The organism is Longimicrobium sp., from assembly GCF_036280135.1.
In the GTDB taxonomy this organism is placed as follows: domain Bacteria; phylum Gemmatimonadota; class Gemmatimonadetes; order Longimicrobiales; family Longimicrobiaceae; genus Longimicrobium.
The window spans coordinates 1-16,446 of the sequence record NZ_DASURI010000839.1; the positions used below are offsets into that span (position 1 = coordinate 1).

The window sequence follows — 16,446 nt, forward strand, 5'->3', positions numbered from 1 at the left end:
GTGGCGCCTGGCGGACTCGGACGATGCGCGGCGCGAGCTGGCCGGCTTCTACCGCGACGGGCTGGCGCGCGTGGAGGCGCGGGCGCGCAACGGATTTCGCGTGGGGATTCCGTTCATCTGGTGCAGCAACGACCTGGTGGCGTCGTTCGCCACGCAGGCCCTGCTGTACCGCCGGATGACGGGCGACCGGCGGTTCGAGGAGATGGAGATGGCGGCGCTGGACTGGCTCTTCGGCGCCAACCCGTGGGGCGTGTCGATGGTGATCGGCCTGCCGGCGGACGGGCGCACGCCGCGCGATCCGCACAGCATCATCGCGCAGCAGATGGGCGTCGCCACGCAGAAAGGCGGGCTGGTGGACGGCCCCGTGTACCGCTCCATCTTCGGCAGCCTGGCCTACATCCGCCTGTACGAGGCGGACGAGTTCGAGGCGCTGAACGGCGGGTTCGTCGTCTACCACGACGATTTCGGCGACTACTCGACCAACGAGCCCATCATGGACGGGACGGCGAATTTGGCGTACCTGCTGTCGGCGCTGGCGGGAGAGGCGAGGGAATAGGGAATAGGGAATAGGGAATAGCGGGCAACGGCGGATCGGGCGCGGCGGGCGGGGTTCCGGGGCGATGGCGCGCCCCCAGCCGGAGCGGCGGAAGCCGCCGCTAGGACCGCGGAAAGCCCCGCCCTGACGACGCTTCGCGTCGCCCGGCGGGGCTTCACCGGCTCCCACCGCCCCGGCCCGAGGCTGGGGCCCTGTCCTCACGAACTCCGCCCCCGGTGCACCCGCTCCGCCCCCGAATGAACCGTCGGCGCAGGCCGACATCACGCTCCCGGTGCCGCGAATTCATTCGCCGGGCCGGCTGGAACCCCGCGCCACCGCTCCCCATCCGACCGGCGCGAATTCCACCTCCGAAACCGATCACCGCATCCACATCCCCATCGCTTCCGCCATGACAACGGCCCTCCCCCGGAATCCCGGAGGAGGGCCGTGCTTCGTGCAATGCTGACGATTCGTGCGGCGCGGACGATTCGCGCGACGTTGATCACCCGCCGTCGCCTGTCACCGTCCGTCCCGGATGCGGTCAGAAGGCGGTGCCGTGGCCGTTTCCGTTGCGGGCGTTGCCCCGCAGCTTCCAGATGCGGTCCGCGTACTCCCGGACGGAGCGGTCGCTGCTGAACCAGCCGCAGCGCGCCACGTTCAGGATGGCCTTGCGCGTCCACCCGTCCACGTCGCGCCACGCCTCGTCCACCCGCGCCTGGGCCTCGACGTACGCGTCGAAATCCGCCAGCACCATGTACGGGTCGTGGTGCAGCAGGCCGTCCACCAGCGGGCGAAACAGGCCCGGCTCCTCGGGCGTGAGCGCGCCCGACGCCACGAAGTCCAGCACCCGCCGCAGGCGCGGGCTGGTCTCGTACACCTGGCGGGGCGCGTAGCCCGACGCCGTGCGCGCCTCCACCTCGTCGGCCGTGAGGCCAAAGATGAACGCGTTCTCGCGGCCCACGTGCTCCACGATCTCCACGTTGGCGCCGTCCAGCGTGCCGATGGTGAGCGCGCCGTTCAGGGCGAACTTCATGTTGCCCGTGCCGCTGGCCTCGAAGCCCGCCGTGGAGATCTGCTCCGACAGGTCGCTGCCGGGAAAGATGGCCTCGGCCAGCGACACCCGGTAGTCGGGGATGAACGCCACGCGCAGCAGCCGCCCGGCCAGGGGATCGGCGTTCACGTGCTGCGCGATCCTGCCGATGAGCTGGATGATGAGCTTGGCCGTCCAGTACGTGGGCGCCGCCTTGCCGCCAAAGAGCACGGCGCGCTGCGGCACGTCCATCTCCGGCGCGTCGCGCAGCTCCAGGAAGCTGTCCACGCAGCGCAGGGCGTTGAGCAGCTGGCGCTTGTACTCGTGCATGCGCTTGATCTGCACGTCCATCATGCTGCGCGGGTCCACCTGCACGCCCGACTCGGCGCGGACGAGCTGCGCCAGCCGGCGGCGGTTCTCCACCTTGACCCGCCGCCACCGCTCGCGGAACTCGGAGTCATTGGCCAGGGGCTCCAGCTGCGACAGCTGCTCCAGGTCCGTGATCCACCCCCCGCCGATGGCCTCGGTGATGAGCTCCGACAGGCCGGGGTTGGACTTGAGCATCCACCGCCGCTGCGTGACGCCGTTGGTGACGGACGTCAGCCGGTCGGGCCACAGCTCGTGGAAGTCGCGGAAGATGCGGTCCTTGAGGATGTCGGTGTGCAGCGCCGCCACGCCGTTGGTGGTGTGGCTGCCCACGATGGCCAGGTGCGCCATCCGCACCTGCCCGCCGCCCAGGATGGCCATGCGCTCCTCGCGGGCAAAGTCGCCCGGGAACTTCTCCTGCACCCGCGCGCGAAAGCGCCGGTCGATCTCGCGGATGAGCTCCAGGTGCCGCGGCAGCAGCCGGCTGAACAGGTCGATCCCCCACGCCTCCAGGGCCTCGGGGAGCACCGTGTGGTTGGTGTAGGCGAACGTCTTGCGGGCGATGTCGAACGCCTGGTCCCACTCCAGCCCGTGCTCGTCCATCAGCAGCCGCATGAGCTCGGGGATGGCGACGGCCGGGTGCGTGTCGTTCAGCTGGATCTGCACCTTGTCGGCAAAGTCCGCGAACGTCCGGCGCTCCGTGAGGTAGCGGCGGATGATGTCCTGCAGCGTGGCGCTCACGAAGAAGTACTGCTGCTTGAGGCGCAGCTCCTTGCCCTGCCCCGTGTCGTCGGGCGGATACAGGACCTTGGAGATGGTCTCCGTCTGCGTCTTGCTCTCCACCGCCCGCACGTAGTCGCCCCGGATGAAGTCGTCCAGGTCGAACTCCTCCGTGGCCTTGGCGCTCCACAGGCGCAGCGTGTTGACGGTGTTGTTGCAGTAGCCGGGCACGGGCGTGTCGTACGCCATGGCCAGCACCTCGCTGGCGTCCACCCAGTGGTAGTGCACGCGCCCGTCCTCGTCGGGGCGGCCCTCCACGCGGCCGTAGAACTTTACCTTGAAGGTGCGGTCCGGCCGGGCGATCTCCCACGGGTTGGTATCGTGCAGCCAGTTGTCCGGCCGCTCCACCTGCCGCCCCTGCTCGTCGATGCCCTGGCGAAAGATGCCGTGCTCGTAGCGGATGCCGTAGCCGGTGCCGGGCAGCTCCAGCGTGGCCATGCTGTCCAGGTAGCAGGCGGCCAGGCGCCCCAGGCCGCCGTTGCCCAGCCCCGCGTCGGGCTCGCGCTCGCGCAGGTCCTCCAGCTTGAAGCCCAGCTCCTCCAGCGCCTCGGCCGTGGCGCCTTCCAGCCCCAGGTTGATGATGGCGTTGCCCAGCGTGCGGCCAATGAGGAACTCCAACGACAGGTAGTAGACGCGCTTTACGTCGCCGCGCTGGTAGCGTGCGTTGGTGGACGCCCACCGCTCGGCCAGGCGGTCGCGCACCATGAGCGCCGTGCTCACGTACACGTCGCGCTCGGTGGCGCTGGCAAAGTCGCGGGCCAGCGTGTGCCGCACGTGCGACTCGATGTCGCGCTTCAGGGCCTCCACCCGCGTAAGGCGGCGGCCGGCGTCAAGGGTGGATTGCATGGGCGTCCGTGTGCCTGGGAATTGGATTTGTAATCAAGTCTAACAATTCGAGGGTCGATGCGACAGGTGGAACCCTGGAGCGGCCTCCCGAAGAGGATTTCGCGTGCGTGGACGGCGGTTGGGCACGGGGATCGAGCTCGATGGCGAGTGTCTGCCGGCCCGCCGAGGCCCCCCATCCCCTGCCCTTCCCCTACAAACTGCGCGGGGGAAGGGGGATCATGGATCGTGCACGGTGGCGGGCGGTCTGCCGGCCCGCGGAGGGCCCCCTCCCCCCGCCCCCTGCCCCCGCTTCGCGGGGGAGGGGGTGAACTGCATCGTGGAAGGAAGGATAGTCCGCGCCGGCAGCAACCCGCCCCTCCCCCGGCCCCTCCCCGCTCGTTCCTCGCGGAGAGGGGAGACCTTCATCCCGGTCGCGAGACTCTGCGCGCGGCGCGAATCCCCCCGCCGGCAATCCGTGCACCCCACGGCACTCGCCCGGCCCCGACCTGTCGGCGAAGGCCGACATCACGTGTTCGGTGCCGCGATTTCAATCGCCGGGGCTCGGAGCCCGTTGCACGGGATGGAACCTCCCAGGCGAGGAACCGCCGTTGGAGACTGTCCCCTGTCCCCCGCCGTTCAGGCCCGCCGACGACCTCGCCGATCCGCGCCGAATCTCCGCCCGCGCACAAGCAACGCATCCCCGCCTGGCGCACGGACCTAGGACCCCGCGACGGAAACACGTGTTTTCGTGTTGTGGAGATTCGTACCTGCGGCGGGCGGTCGCGGTTCCATCCGGCGGGCGTCCAAACTACGTCGCATGCCATCGGCGCGACAGACGTCACGCATCCGCCACGCGCTGTGACGTCGACCCGGCCGATGCCGACGCGTCGGACCCGGACACTTCATCCGCCGCGTTGTCATCCGCCGTGCCGACGTCCCCACGGTCGGCGGAGCGGCGGCAGGGGAGCGAGAGGAGGAAGCGCGAGCCCTCCACCCCGTCGAACTCCGCCCAGGCGCGGCCGCCCAGCCCCTCGATGGTCTCGCGGACAATGCTGAGCCCCAGCCCCGTGCCCTCCACGCCCGTCACCGTGCCATGCGCGCGATAGAAGCGCGAAAAGAGCTCCGCGCGCGCGTCTTCCGGCACGCCCAGGCCGTTGTCCTCCACGGCCACCACCACCTCGCAGCCGCCGTTCTCGCGCCGCACCTCGCCCCACACGCGCACCCAGCGCTCGGGCTTTCGCGGATCGGCGTACTTGATGGCGTTGGAGACGTAGTTGGTCAGGCACAGCTCCACGGCGCCGGAATTCACCTCCACCTCCGGCAGCTCCTCGATGCGCACCTTTACCCCCGCGGACTGCGACATCTCCCGCAGCTGCCGGCAGACTTCCGCCGCCGTGCGGGGGAGCGGCACGTTGCGCTGGCGCCGCGCATCCACATCCATTTTCGACAGCTCCAGCAGGTTCTGAAGCACGTCCTGCATGGCGTCGGCGTTCTGCGTGACCATGACGGCAAAGCGCGCGCGGCGGGCCGGGTCGGCGGAGATCTCGGGGTCCTCCAGCAGCTGCCCCGCGCCCAAAATGCTGCCGATGCGGTTCTTGAGCTCGTGCGTGACCATGCGGTTGAAGCTGCGCAGCCGCTCCTCGCGCTCGCGCACGGCCTCGGCGGCCAGGCGCAGGTACTGCTCCGTGCTGAGCTGCTGGATGACGGCCACGGCGCGAAACAGCCGGTGCGCGCACGCCAGCAGCTCGGCGCGGGTGCACGGCTCCTCGATGTCGTCCACGGAGCGCACGAGGAACTGGAACAGCACGCCGCCCAGGATCTCGTACTCCTTGAGGATCTGGTGCGCGTCGAAGCCCTGCGACCAGCGCAGCTCGCCCAGCTCCAGCGCCTTGCCGATCACGGGCGCGTCGGCCGTGATCTCGTCGGCGGGGTCCTGCAGGTAGTCGGCGATGCGGTCCATGAGCAGCGGGACGTGGTCCAGCAGCTCGTTGGTGGGAAACACCCGGTTGGGATCCATGTCCACCCGCGCGGCGATGCGCTCCAGCCACCGCCGGGTGAGCTCCTCGCGGCCCTCGCGCATCCGCCGCGCCAGCTCGGCCGCCAGACTGCAGTTGGTGTTGATCTCCATCCGCTCCGTTCGTCTCCACATCGGGGTTCGCCCTCCGCAAGCACGATGCGCGCCATCCCTGCCCTGTTCGCGCCGTCCGTTCCGCGGGGTCCCGAGGAACGAAATCTGCCACGACCCGCGGCAGCAGATGATCTCAGACTTGCGAGGGTGTGGTGGCGGTACGCAGCTTTCTGGATCCGGACGGCCGGGAGTGGAGCGTCTGGGACGTGGTGCCCAGCCGCACGTCGGAGCTGTTTCTCCCGGCCACCATGGCGGACGGATGGCTGTGCTTCGAGGCCGCGCACGAAAAGCGGCGGCTGCACCCGGTGGATTCCGCGTGGGAGGGGATGGACGAGGCGGCGCTCTGGGCGCTGTGCCAGTCCGCCGCCCCCGTGAAGGCCCGCCGCCCCCTGTCCGGCGACCCGCAACCCGAGACCGAGCCCACGTGACCGACGCCGACCCTACCCCCGGCACCCCGCCGGCCGACACCCCGGACGACGACAGCACCGACGTAAAGGAAGGCATTCGCGACCGCTCGGTGCGCGAGGTGGTGGAGCGCACCCGCGACGTGATCCGCAAGACGCGCGAGCTGCTGGACAACTCGCGCGAGCTGCTGGACCGCGTGCGCCATCGCGGCGACGGCGAAACGGCCGCGGAGGACGACGCCCCCGGCGAGCACGACGCGGACGAGGCGTCGGACGACAACGCCGGGGCGGATGCGCGGCCGTACGACGGGCGGGCCTGAGCGGCTTGGGCCTGGTTCGCGATCGGGCCTGAACCGCGGGTTACAGGGGACAGCCCGCAACGGCGGGTCCGTGCCTCGGCTGGATCCGCGGCGGATGAGGCGGGTCCCGCCGGCGGCGACTGAAGTCGCGGCTGCGGAAGCGTGATGTCGGCCCGCGCCGACGGGTCCGGGGCGGGCAGGTACCGTGGCGCCGGGCGTAAGGATCAGCCGGAGCGATCGGCGGAGGCCGGCGCCGATGGACAGAAAGAGACGACGGGCGAGGATCCGATCCCCGCCCGTCGTCTTTTCGTCATCCGGCTGCTTCGTTACTTGCCGTACAGGTTCGCGCGCCACAGGCGGCGCACGGCATCCACGCTGTAGCCCGTGGGCGGCGTGACGTTGCGCGCCACGCTGTTGTACGGGTACCAGGAATATCCCAGGCCCTGCGCCACGGTGTAGCCCGCCACGCTGTTCTCCAGGCAGTAGATCAGGTCGTACGACGCGTACAGCCGCACGTAGGTGTAGCTCGCGTCCGTCAGCGTGCACACGCGCATCACGTTGGCGATGAACGATGCCGGGTACGTCACCCCGTCCACGAACCCCGTGTCGTCGATGGCGCCCGTGTTGGTGCTCGCGTCCGGGTCGCTGGGGCCATCCACCAGGTCGTACAGGAAGCCCGCGAACGCGCCCTCCACCTGCGCGCCGTCCTTGCCCACGTAGAACGTCTGCGTCTCCAGCTTCCAGTCGCTGTACAGGGCGTCGTTGCTGAGCGAATCCGCCGCGATCCACGATCCGAAGAAGTCGGCGAAGCCCTCCACCAGCGCGCAGTTGTGGTTGTACTGGCCGTCGATGTTGTGGGGCAGGCTGCCGTTGCAGTAGTCCGCCGGGTTGGTGACGGCCGCCCACGGCTCCAGCGCCTTGTAGTGGTACGCGTGCCCGTACTCGTGCAGGGTGGTGAACCGGCCGTACTGGCCGAACACGGCGTCGTGGTTCTGCTGCACGTAGTCGCCCGACGGCTCGTAGTTCGTGGGCGTGGTGGTGCTGGGCACGTTGTTCACCAGCACGGTGAGCTGCGGACGCGAGAACCCGAACCGCTGCTGCACGATGGGCACGTAGCGGTTCAGCAGCCGGTGCACGTGGCCCGCGCGCAGGTTGCTCACCCACAGGTCGGTGTTGGAATACTCCCCGAAGTTGTCCACCCCGGCGTTGCTGCGGTCCGGGTACATTACGTGGGAGATGGTGTTGCGAAGGTAGGCGTTGGCGTTGTAGTAGCCGCTGGCGCACGGGATGGTGAACGTGCCGTCCGCCGCGGAGATGAGCGAGTCCTTGCTCACGGGCGTGAACGAGCTGTTCAGGCACTCGTACACCACCCGCGTGCTGGGCACGGGCGTGAGGGCCGTGGTGCCGTCGGGGTTCTTGGGCGCGTCCAGGTTCTGGTACACCAGGCGGTGCCGCCCGCCCACGGCGCTGGCCACGCTGGGCCGCGGCGTGGTGACGGCGGCGCCCGCACCCGCGCGCTGCACGAACGGGCCAAAGGCGCCGTCGGCCGGCCGGCGCCCGCCGAGCGCCGCGGGGTCGTACCCGTTGGTCAGCCGGCCGCCCCCGTCGTCGATCAGCAGGTACAGCGTCTCCGCCGCCAGGTCGATGAGCACGCTGTCCGCCGCCCGCTCCGGGTCGTTGGCCGCGGGGTTGTTGCGGGCCACGGCCGTCACGCGGTAGTAGCCGGGCCGCGCGAACGTCACCGTGGCCGTGAGCTGCCGCTGCGCGCCCCGTCCCATGGCGCCGCGAAAGTTGCCCACGGCGCGCCCCTGCCCCCGCTGCCGCGCGTCCGCCGTCCCGTCGTCGTCCACCACCATCAGGTCGTACTCCACGTCTGCGGACGGGTGACGCGCGCGGGCCGTGGCCGTGACCACCACCGGCGTCCCAGGCCGGAACGCGCCCGTGGCGTTCATCTCCACGGCCAGGCGCGGCGTGGCCAGCACGTCGCCCGAGGCCTGCGTCCCGGGCGCGTCCGGCCGCGCCGGCGAGGGGCCGCGCCCCACGGGACCGTCGTCACAGGCGGCCAGCAGCGTTACTCCAAGCGTTCCCAGCAGCAAACGGCGGAACCTGCGCGTCATACACCCTCCGATGCGCGCGTTGCACAGGGCCGGAACCGCAGCAGCGGCCCGGGATTTGGGCCGGGGCGCAGGCGCAAAAGAGGTGCCGGAGATGCGCACGTCGCGCACACGCAGTGGCTTGTGCGGATCGGTCGCAAGCAGATGGATCGGGTGACGGAACGGGCAGATCCATCGAGGGAGCTGATGCAAAACGCGAAGGGCGGGGATCGCTCCCCGCCCGTCCGCGGATCACTCGGCGGCCACCGGCGTCCCGGCCGGCGGGTGCGCGGCGGGCTCGGGGCTGGGGATGAAGACGGGCGCGCGCGGCGCGGGGGCCCAGTCCACGTCGAAGCGCTGGGCGGCCCACTCCGCCACCGCGTCCACCGTCGCCGCGTGGCGGAACAGGGCCTCGGCAAAGCGGTCGGCCGTGGCGTCGTCGTGCAGGGGGACGGGCGAGCGCTCCAGGGCGAACGTCCAGTCGGCGCCGCCCGCGCCCTCCCCCGCCGGCGCGCGCACCACCTGCTCCACGCGCACGAACGCCGGCACGCCCCGCCGGTACAGCTCGGCGTTCATGGCGGCCGCGAGTGCCTGCGCGGAAAGCGTGACTCGTAGCATGGGCGGAGATCAGGAGAGAGGACCGCCATCCAATCTGCTACAGGGAGGACACGGTTGTAAAGCTTCTCGTTGGACGTCCCCTCCGCCGCCGGGACGAGCGTCTCCCGGAGGCAACGACCTTCAGCGCCGCGTGAGGATCGGCTCCTCCGTCCCGGCGGACGGCGCGTACGCCGCGGCCAGCCGCGACGGGTGGATCCGGCCGCCCAGGCCGTAGAACTCGCAGAAGCTCATGATGAGCGGGCGCCAGCGGTCCGGGTCAACGTGGGACGGGTGGCCGGGGACGAGGAGGTCCTCGTCGGCGTGGACGCGCTCCACGCTCACCTCGATCATCACGAGGTGGCGGTCGGGGCCGCCCACGGGGTGCACCTGCCGGACGACGGCCTCCATCTGCACGGGGCACTCGTGCACGCGCGGCGGCGCCACGATGTCCGACGGAACGGGGGTGAGGCCCGCGACGGCGAACTTGCGCGGCTCGTGGCGGTAGCCCATCACCTGCTTGTACTCCGGGACGGGATCCCTGCCCGTCAGCAGCGCCAGCCGGTCCACGGCATCCACCATGTCGGCGGACGGCAGGTTGAGCACGCACTCGCCATGGTGGCGAAGGTTGTGGACGGTGTGCGAGCGGGCGCTCAGCCCCAGCACGCACGACGTCCCCAGCCACCACGCCGACGACATGGGCGCCAAGTTGGGCGTGCCATTCTCGTTCAGTGTGCTCACCAGCACCACCGGCGTGCCGAAATACAGGATCTTCGGTGTGACCACCCGATGCGCCATTCGAAATCGTCTCCGCGTGTTCGCGTCTCATCCGCGGGCTCCCTCGCCCGCCCCGCGAAGACGATATCCGGTGCCGATCCACCGCGCGTCCTGATCCTTGCGCGCGAATTCCTACCACGGGTGGCGAGTTGCGGCACCTACCTATTGATGAAGGTGGAAAGGCAGAATAAATTCCACCATAGAAGAACAACGATCAGGAGGATTTAGAATGGCCCTGAACATCAAGAACCCGGAAGCGGGTCAGCTGGCGCAGGAGCTGGCGCAACTCACGGGCGAAAGCCTCACCGACGTGGTGACGAACGCGCTACGTGATCGGCTGTTGCTCGTCCGTCGTCAGCAGGAACGATCCGCCCTGATGTCGGACATCCTGCAGATCCAGGCGTTCGTGGCCGCTCTACCCGATCTGGATAATCGCGCGCCAGATGAAATCCTTGGGTACGACGACTTTGGCCTGCCGAGCTGATCCATGGTAATCGATGCGTCAGCCCTCGTCGCCATCCTGCTGGGCGAGCCTGAAGGGCAGCAAATGGCGGTTGCGATTGCAGCCGCCCCCACTCGGCTGATTGGCGCGCCGACGCTCGTCGAGGCAGCGGCCGTAATGCTCGGCAGGAAGGGCGCCCAGGGAGAGATTGCGCTGGATGCGTTGCTTCAGCGCCTCGATATCCGCGTTGCCCCTCTGACAGCCGAAGCAGCAACGCACGCACGCTCCGCATACCGGCGGTTCGGCAAGGGTGTCGGCTCGCCATCCGTACTGAATTACGGCGATTGCCTGTCGTACGGAGTGGCCATGGCGCTCGGGGAACCTCTCCTCTTCAAGGGAGATGACTTTCCCCGCACCGACCTTCCGGCTGCCGAATACTGATTCCTGTAAGTATGTCCAGACAACGAGAGGGCGGGCCGCCGTCGCCCGCCCTCTCGTCGTATCCATCGTACCTTCGTACCTCGTGCCTTCGTACCTGTCCTCGCCGCTCACGTGACCGGGCCGAAGCTCATGTACTGGTTGTACCAGGTGCCGTCCTCGGCGCGGAACATGTCGCACGTCCACGCGTTGCGCAGCACGCCCTCCTCGCCGCGCCACTCCATCGTCCCGTCCACCTGCACCCAATCCGCGCGCATGCGCACGGCGCTCGTCTGGCTCGTGACCGCGGCGTTCTGGTGGCCCGCCACGCGGTCGCGGCACCGCTCCGCCAGCGCCGAAACCAGGCGCTGCTGCTCCGCGGGCGACGCGGGGGCCGTCTTCACGGACTGCGGCGTGGGATGCGCGGCCGGCTCGGCCTGCCGCGGCTCCGGCGAGGAGGACGTGCACGCGGCCATCATCGCGAGCATCGGAACCAGCAGCAGGCGCTTGGGCATGGGTCGGCTCCCCGGATCCAGGAGGTGGATGGACGCGCAGCTTTCGCGCATCCCGGTCCGTGGCCCCGGCGCAATCCGCGGACCAGCGCGACCGTCTGTCCAGAAGATCTGGCTCACACGGGGCCTGCGGCCAACGGAGTCAACGGTAACGGAAGAAGCAAAAACCGTTAACCCCGTTGGCTCCGCGTGAGAATGCAGCTCCTGGATCCCGAACGTGCACGGGGATCGGCGCGCCCGGAACACGGCAGTTCCTTGCTTTCGGCGGATTTCCGACGCGGCATCGTGATTCATCCAATGATGCGCCGCGCGCCGCACGCCAGATTTCTTCCGGGGAGATCCACGAACCCGGAGGTGGATGATGATCCGCAGAGGCTGGCGTTCGGTGCTGCCCGTGGCGGCCGTGGGCGGCGTGATGGCGCTGTGGGCCGCGCGCATGCGGCAGGAGCGGGCACTGGAGCCGCTGTGGAGCGAGTTGCGGACGGCGGAGGCCGCGGAAGCGTTCGACCCCGCGATGCTGGCCGGCCTGCCGGAGCCCGCGCGGCGTTACCTGCGCTACGCCATCGCGCCCGGCACGCCGCTCGCCCGCTCCGCGCGGCTGACGATGCACGGCACGCTGCGCCTGTCGCCCGGCGGCGACCCGCTGCCCATGCGCGCGGAGCAGGTGCTGGCGCCGCCGGCCGGCTTCGTGTGGCGGGCGCGCGTGGGACGCGGGCTCCTTCGCTTTCGCGGCTTTGACCGCTACGGCCACGGCGCGGGCGCCATGCGCTGGTGGATGCTGGGACTGCTGCCCGTCGTCCGCGTGGACGGGACGGACGTCACCCGGTCCGCCGCGGGGCGGCTGGCGGGCGAGAGCGTGCTGGTGCCCGCCGCGTTGCTTCCCGGCCACGGCGCCGCGTGGGAGGCCGTGGACGACAGCACGGCGCGCGTGCGGATGGACGTGGGCGGCGAGCCCGTGGTGACCACGCTGCGCATCGGCGCGGACGGGCGGCTGCGGCACGCCAGCATCCAGCGATGGCGCGACGCCGCGTCGGGCTACGTGCGCTTCGACGTGGAGCTGTCGGCCGAGCGCACCTTTGGGGGCTACACCGTGCCCACGCACCTGCGCGCCGGCTGGCGCCTGGGCGAGCCGGACGAGTTCCCGTTCTTCGACGCGATGCTGGACACGGTGGAGTATCGATGAACGCGGCGTTCAAGCCGCGAGAACCGCGACAACGGGATGTGGCCCCCGCTGTCATTCTGAAGGCGGTGCCGGCGTGATCCATCCCGTGACGGAGGGCACCGACGGAAGAATCTGGTCGCGCCGCGCACAGACCCCGCCCGTGCACGATTCCCCGCGGGAACTCAGCGCGCGGGCGGGATCACGCACTCCGGCGACCAGATTCTTCGGTCGGCCGGCGCCTGATGCATCACGCCAGGGACAGCCCCAGCCGGCGACGGCCTCCGCTCAGAATGACAGCACGGGTGGGAAACGGCGCACGACGGGCTCGCGCATAATCAACTGCCCTGCATCATCTCGTAGACGGGGACGCCGTCCACGGGCGGATCGTCGGTCAGGAACAGGCCCTCGAAAAACGCGTGGTCCGCGTCCTTCAGCCGCGGCGCCACGGTGTTGTTCAGCTTGAGCAGCAGCTCCCCCGCCGTAAAGCGCGCGCCGTCGTCGGCCTCCAGCTCCAGCGTGTAGTCGGTGTACTCGTCGGCCGTGGGCGACTCCAGGCCGAACCACTTCACGATCACGCGGGGGATGGGCAGCGCCACCTCGTCGGGCTCCCACGTGTCCTCGTCCGTGATGTCGACGTGGTACTGGCTCACCCGCCGGTTGAACTCCGCCGCGTCGCTGAACGGCTCGCCGCCGGAAAAGCGCCACAGGGCCGATACCAGCGCCGTCACCGGGTACGGCCCCTCGTCTTCGTCGTGCTCGTGATCCGTCATCAGTGGGTTCCGTTCGTGGGATGTACGACGCGATTGCGTCAGGCGGCGGCGCGGCAGCGGGTCGCGATCTCGTCCAGCACCTTCCAGCGGCCGGAGCGCCGCAGGTAACGCGGATGATACGTGCGATAGCTTTGCGCGGGCAGCGCTGGGTGCTGCAGCTGGAACAGGTTCCCGGACACGCGGTTGAAGGCCACGCCAGGAAACGTGCTCGCCAGGCGCCCGTCGTACGAGGGACCGGTGAAGAAGATCACGACATCCGGCCGCGTCACCCGGATTTCTCCCTGCAGCAGGTCCAGGCCGCAAACAGCGTCTTCCAGGCCCGGCGACCTGGGTCGCCCGCCGCCCTGGTCCACCTTCACCAGGTTGGACCACAGGAACCCGCCCTCGAGGCTTTCGGGGTTGAGGGCGCCGTGCAGCGTGTGCGCCGCCTGCCAGAACTGGCTTCGCCGCTGCGTGCGGCCCAGCTCGAACGTGGTGTAGAACGCGGTCAGGTCATCCACCGTCTCGCACGTCCCACCCCATCCGCGCGTCTGCTGGCCGACGATCATCAGCTTGACCGGCGCATCGTGATACGACGCCGGCACGTCTATCAGCAGCGGCCGCGAGACGCCGGAGAACGGGGCCGTGATGCCGGCCAGCGAGGCCACCGCGGGCGTGTACAGGTCGCGTAGCGCCGCGTTCATGTCGATGCGCATGGACAGGATGGATGATGGAGGACGGGTGACGATCCCCGGACGGTCACAGGCGCTCGTCGGCGAGGATGGCCTCGATGCGCTCGCCCTCGCGCACGCGGGCGCGGCCGCTGTTCATGGACCGGCGCTCCTCGGTGATGCCCTCGGGCAGGCGCACGCGGACGAGCACCTGGCCCGCGAAGGTCATGGCCGGGTTCCAGGTGGCCACGCGGCCGTCGTCGCTGATGCGGGCGGGGATGGGCTCGGGCATGCGGATCCGCGTCTCTACTTCTTCTTGGGCTTCGCCGCGGCGGCGGCCCGGTTCTCGTCCACGCGGAACCGTACGATCCGCTCGATCAAGTCGTACGGGACGGGCTTGCCGAAAGGGAACCTGAGCGAGCCCTTGGGCCCGGCGTAAGGCGCCATCTCGTCCGCCAGCACGCCGCCGCCCGTCGTGGTGCAAAAGAAGCCGACGTGCTTGTTGAACGCGGCGAAGTACACCAGGCTGCCCTCCAGCAGGTAGGCCGGCATGCCGTACTTGATGGCCTCGCGCGCGTCCGGCGCGGCCCCGCGAACCGTGGCGCGGATGCGCTCCAGGACCTCGCGGACGTCCGGCGCGAAGCCCGCGACGTAGTCGTCCACGCTGGCCGGGACTGCCTTTTCCGTCTGCATGCCGCTCCGATCTCCGGGTGCCGGGTCCGCTCGGGGACGGGGAACATGCCGCGGCGCCGGCCCCTTTGGCAATCGCGGCATTGGACGGAGGCTTGCGCGCGGCATTACATTCCGGCTTGCACCGCACCGACGCGGGGCACCATCCCATTCCAGCAAGGCACCGCGATGGCCGACGTCACCTGCGTGCGCTGCGGACAGACCCGGGCGGGGCTTCCGTACGCGCCGTTCAACAACGACCTGGGCAAGCGCATCCAGGGCGAGATCTGCAACGTGTGCTGGCAGGAGTGGCTCAAGCAGCAGACGATGCTCATCAACCACTACGGCCTGAACCTGCGCGACCCCGAGGCCAAGCAGTTCCTCTTCAAGCAGACGGAGAGCTTTCTGTTCGGCACCGGCGAGGCAGACCAGGTGGATACCAGCAAGCAGGGCACCATCCAGTGGTAGCCCCTCGCGCCGCGCCCGTCCCTCCCCGGGGCGGGCGCGGCGCCGCTTCATCTCCCTTCCCCGCCCGTTTCATGAGACGCCTCCTTGCCCTGCTCGCCGCCGCGCTCCCGTGCGCCGGCGCCGCGCCCGCCCACGCGCAGACCCTGGACGGGGTGCTGCGGCCGTTCTACGCGCAGCAGTACGACACCGCGCTCGTCGCGCTCCAGCCCATGCTGGCGGCCCGGCCGGACGATCCCGACCTGCTCGCGTGGAAGGGCGAGGTCCTGTTCCGCCTGGGCGACGAGGAGGGCGCGCTGGAGGCGGCGGACCAGGCGCTCGAGCGGCGGGAGTGCCACTCCCAGGCGCACGACCTGATCGCCCGGATCCATACGGCCGGGTACACGGAGGACGCGTCGGCCCGGGACACGGCGTGGATCCACGCCCGGCGCGCCGTGGAGTGCGACCCCGCGGACGGCAACGCGTGGCTCAGCTACTGGATCAGCGGCACCCTGCGGCAGGACAGCGCGGCGGAGCGGCTGGCGGCGCGGCGCGTGGTGGAGCTGGGCTTCATCCCCGGGCCCGTGATGGAGATGGGGCGCTGGATCCTGCGCTCCGCCCCGCGCGACGCCGTGCTGCTGCTGAACGGCGACTGGGACTACTTTCCCGTCGTGGCCGTGCAGCAGGCGGAGGGGCTGCGCCCGGACGTGACCGTGGGGCTCGTGGGCTTCCTGGAGTTTCCCTGGTACGTGCGGCAGATGGCCGCGCGGGCGGGCTACCCCGTCCCGCCCGAGGCGCTGCGCGGCACCGACTGGGTACCGGCGGAGGAAGACTACGGCCGGCTGGGAAGCATCGCCGGGACGCTGTGGGCGCGGGGCACGCTGGACGGCTCGCTGCGCCCCCTCACCCTGGCGGGCACGACGGAGACCGACGCCGTGAAGGACGCGGCGTGGCCGCGCTGGGACGGGCCCGTGTACACCCTGCGCCCGTGGGACGAGGCGACGGACGACGAGCCGTACACGTGGATGCCGGGCGGGGACTTCGCCGCGCGGATGGCGGACGTGGACATCGCGCGGCTGGCGGGCCCCGTCACGCACCCCGCGGACCGCAGCCCCGTCCGCCGGCACGCCACGGCCCCCGCGGAGTTCGTGCTCTCGTCGGTCGTGAACTACGGCGCCGGCCACGCCCGGCTGGGCCACGCGGACGAGGCGCGGCGCGCGGTGACCTGGGCCCGGGCGCTGATGGCCACGGGCGCCGTGGGGCCACAGGGACGCGACGCATACGACGCACTGCTCCAGGTCATACGGGACGAGCTCGGCGTCTCCCCCTGAACTCGGAACCAGCACTCCGTCCCGGCCCTCTCCGGGACGGAAACCCGTCGCGCCTGCATTCGCTTGGATTCAGCCGTAATAAGGTTGGAACTTTGCGCATTGGCATCCAGTAGGAGCTATCGTCGATCCAGACTCCCCCGGGCCGGCACTTTCCATCCTCCCACCCTCCTGGAGGACGTACGCATGAACCGCATTCCCAAGCTCCTCACCCTCGTGAG

Annotated in this window: 18 protein-coding genes; 8 read left to right on the top strand and 10 right to left on the bottom strand. The window is 70.3% G+C overall.

Features of this window, described 5'->3' with window-relative positions; all coding sequences use genetic code 11:
• On the top strand, positions 1–556 hold a 556-nt coding region (locus VFZ20_RS27135; protein ID WP_329687098.1), incomplete at its 5' end, for a glycoside hydrolase family 9 protein.
• 520 nt (positions 557–1,076) lie between these two features.
• Here VFZ20_RS27135 and VFZ20_RS27140 read toward each other — a convergent pair.
• Together VFZ20_RS27140 and VFZ20_RS27145 are read right to left on the bottom strand one after the other, a co-directional pair.
• Entirely contained in the window at positions 1,077–3,557 is a 2,481-nt protein-coding gene (locus tag VFZ20_RS27140; protein ID WP_329687099.1) for a glycogen/starch/alpha-glucan phosphorylase, read from the bottom strand.
• 817 nt (positions 3,558–4,374) lie between these two features.
• Positions 4,375–5,685: a sensor histidine kinase gene (locus VFZ20_RS27145; protein WP_329687100.1), complete on the bottom strand. Its 1,311-nt coding sequence runs from the start codon at positions 5,683–5,685 to the stop codon at positions 4,375–4,377.
• 131 nt (positions 5,686–5,816) lie between these two features.
• Between VFZ20_RS27145 and VFZ20_RS27150 the strand changes: the two genes are divergently transcribed.
• Positions 5,817–6,092 carry a hypothetical protein gene (locus VFZ20_RS27150; RefSeq protein WP_329687101.1) on the top strand — a complete coding sequence of 92 codons (276 nt, stop codon included), beginning with the start codon at positions 5,817–5,819 and terminating at the stop codon, positions 6,090–6,092.
• On the top strand, positions 6,089–6,388 hold the full coding sequence (locus VFZ20_RS27155; protein WP_329687102.1) for a hypothetical protein: 300 nt from the start codon (positions 6,089–6,091) through the stop codon (positions 6,386–6,388). Before VFZ20_RS27150 ends, VFZ20_RS27155 begins: the two co-directional genes overlap by 4 nt.
• Positions 6,389–6,693: 305 nt before the next feature.
• On the opposite strand, the gene VFZ20_RS27160 is transcribed toward VFZ20_RS27155, so the two are convergent.
• From VFZ20_RS27160 to VFZ20_RS27170, 3 genes are all read right to left on the bottom strand, one after another.
• A complete protein-coding gene (locus tag VFZ20_RS27160) occupies positions 6,694–8,484 on the bottom strand; it encodes a hypothetical protein (protein WP_329687103.1) in 1,791 nt (596 codons plus the stop codon).
• 228 nt (positions 8,485–8,712) lie between these two features.
• The gene (locus tag VFZ20_RS27165; protein ID WP_329687104.1) at positions 8,713–9,078 is read right to left on the bottom strand and encodes a hypothetical protein; all 366 of its coding nucleotides are present in this window, start codon (positions 9,076–9,078) and stop codon (positions 8,713–8,715) included.
• A 120-nt stretch (positions 9,079–9,198) separates the two neighbouring features.
• On the bottom strand, positions 9,199–9,852 hold the full coding sequence (locus tag VFZ20_RS27170; RefSeq protein ID WP_349264138.1) for a flavin reductase family protein: 654 nt from the start codon (positions 9,850–9,852) through the stop codon (positions 9,199–9,201).
• 208 nt (positions 9,853–10,060) lie between these two features.
• On the opposite strand from VFZ20_RS27170, the gene VFZ20_RS27175 reads away from it, so the two are divergent.
• Both VFZ20_RS27175 and VFZ20_RS27180 read left to right on the top strand, forming a co-directional pair.
• Positions 10,061–10,315, top strand: coding sequence for a type II toxin-antitoxin system VapB family antitoxin (locus tag VFZ20_RS27175; protein WP_329687106.1), 255 nt, complete (start codon positions 10,061–10,063; stop codon positions 10,313–10,315).
• 3 nt (positions 10,316–10,318) lie between these two features.
• Entirely contained in the window at positions 10,319–10,714 is a 396-nt protein-coding gene (locus tag VFZ20_RS27180) for a type II toxin-antitoxin system VapC family toxin (protein ID WP_329687107.1), read from the top strand.
• Positions 10,715–10,821: 107 nt separating this feature from the next.
• Here the strand turns inward: VFZ20_RS27180 and VFZ20_RS27185 are convergent, their stop codons facing one another.
• A complete protein-coding gene (locus VFZ20_RS27185) occupies positions 10,822–11,205 on the bottom strand; it encodes a hypothetical protein (RefSeq protein ID WP_329687108.1) in 384 nt (127 codons plus the stop codon).
• Positions 11,206–11,560: 355 nt separating this feature from the next.
• On the opposite strand from VFZ20_RS27185, the gene VFZ20_RS27190 reads away from it, so the two are divergent.
• Complete coding sequence (locus VFZ20_RS27190; protein WP_329687109.1) at positions 11,561–12,385, top strand: DUF6544 family protein; 825 nt, start codon at positions 11,561–11,563, stop codon at positions 12,383–12,385.
• A gap of 314 nt (positions 12,386–12,699) precedes the next feature.
• Here VFZ20_RS27190 and VFZ20_RS27195 read toward each other — a convergent pair whose 3' ends face one another.
• The 4 genes from VFZ20_RS27195 to VFZ20_RS27210 are packed head-to-tail and all read right to left on the bottom strand — an operon-like array spanning position 12,700 to position 14,477.
• Positions 12,700–13,134, bottom strand: coding sequence for a hypothetical protein (locus VFZ20_RS27195; RefSeq protein ID WP_329687110.1), 435 nt, complete (start codon positions 13,132–13,134; stop codon positions 12,700–12,702).
• Between the two features lie 38 nt (positions 13,135–13,172).
• Positions 13,173–13,829 (bottom strand): hypothetical protein, encoded by a 657-nt coding sequence (locus VFZ20_RS27200; protein WP_329687111.1) that lies wholly within the window; start codon positions 13,827–13,829, stop codon positions 13,173–13,175.
• Between the two features lie 43 nt (positions 13,830–13,872).
• Entirely contained in the window at positions 13,873–14,076 is a 204-nt protein-coding gene (locus VFZ20_RS27205; protein ID WP_329687112.1) for a hypothetical protein, read from the bottom strand.
• Positions 14,077–14,090: 14 nt separating this feature from the next.
• On the bottom strand, positions 14,091–14,477 hold the full coding sequence (locus tag VFZ20_RS27210) for an iron chaperone (protein ID WP_329687113.1): 387 nt from the start codon (positions 14,475–14,477) through the stop codon (positions 14,091–14,093).
• 165 nt (positions 14,478–14,642) lie between these two features.
• Between VFZ20_RS27210 and VFZ20_RS27215 the strand changes: the two genes are divergently transcribed.
• Positions 14,643–14,921, top strand: a complete 279-nt coding sequence (locus tag VFZ20_RS27215) for an oxidative damage protection protein (protein WP_329687114.1) — start codon at positions 14,643–14,645, stop codon at positions 14,919–14,921.
• Positions 14,922–14,992: 71 nt separating this feature from the next.
• Complete coding sequence (locus VFZ20_RS27220) at positions 14,993–16,228, top strand: tetratricopeptide repeat protein (protein ID WP_329687115.1); 1,236 nt, start codon at positions 14,993–14,995, stop codon at positions 16,226–16,228.
• Positions 16,229–16,446 lie beyond the last annotated feature (218 nt).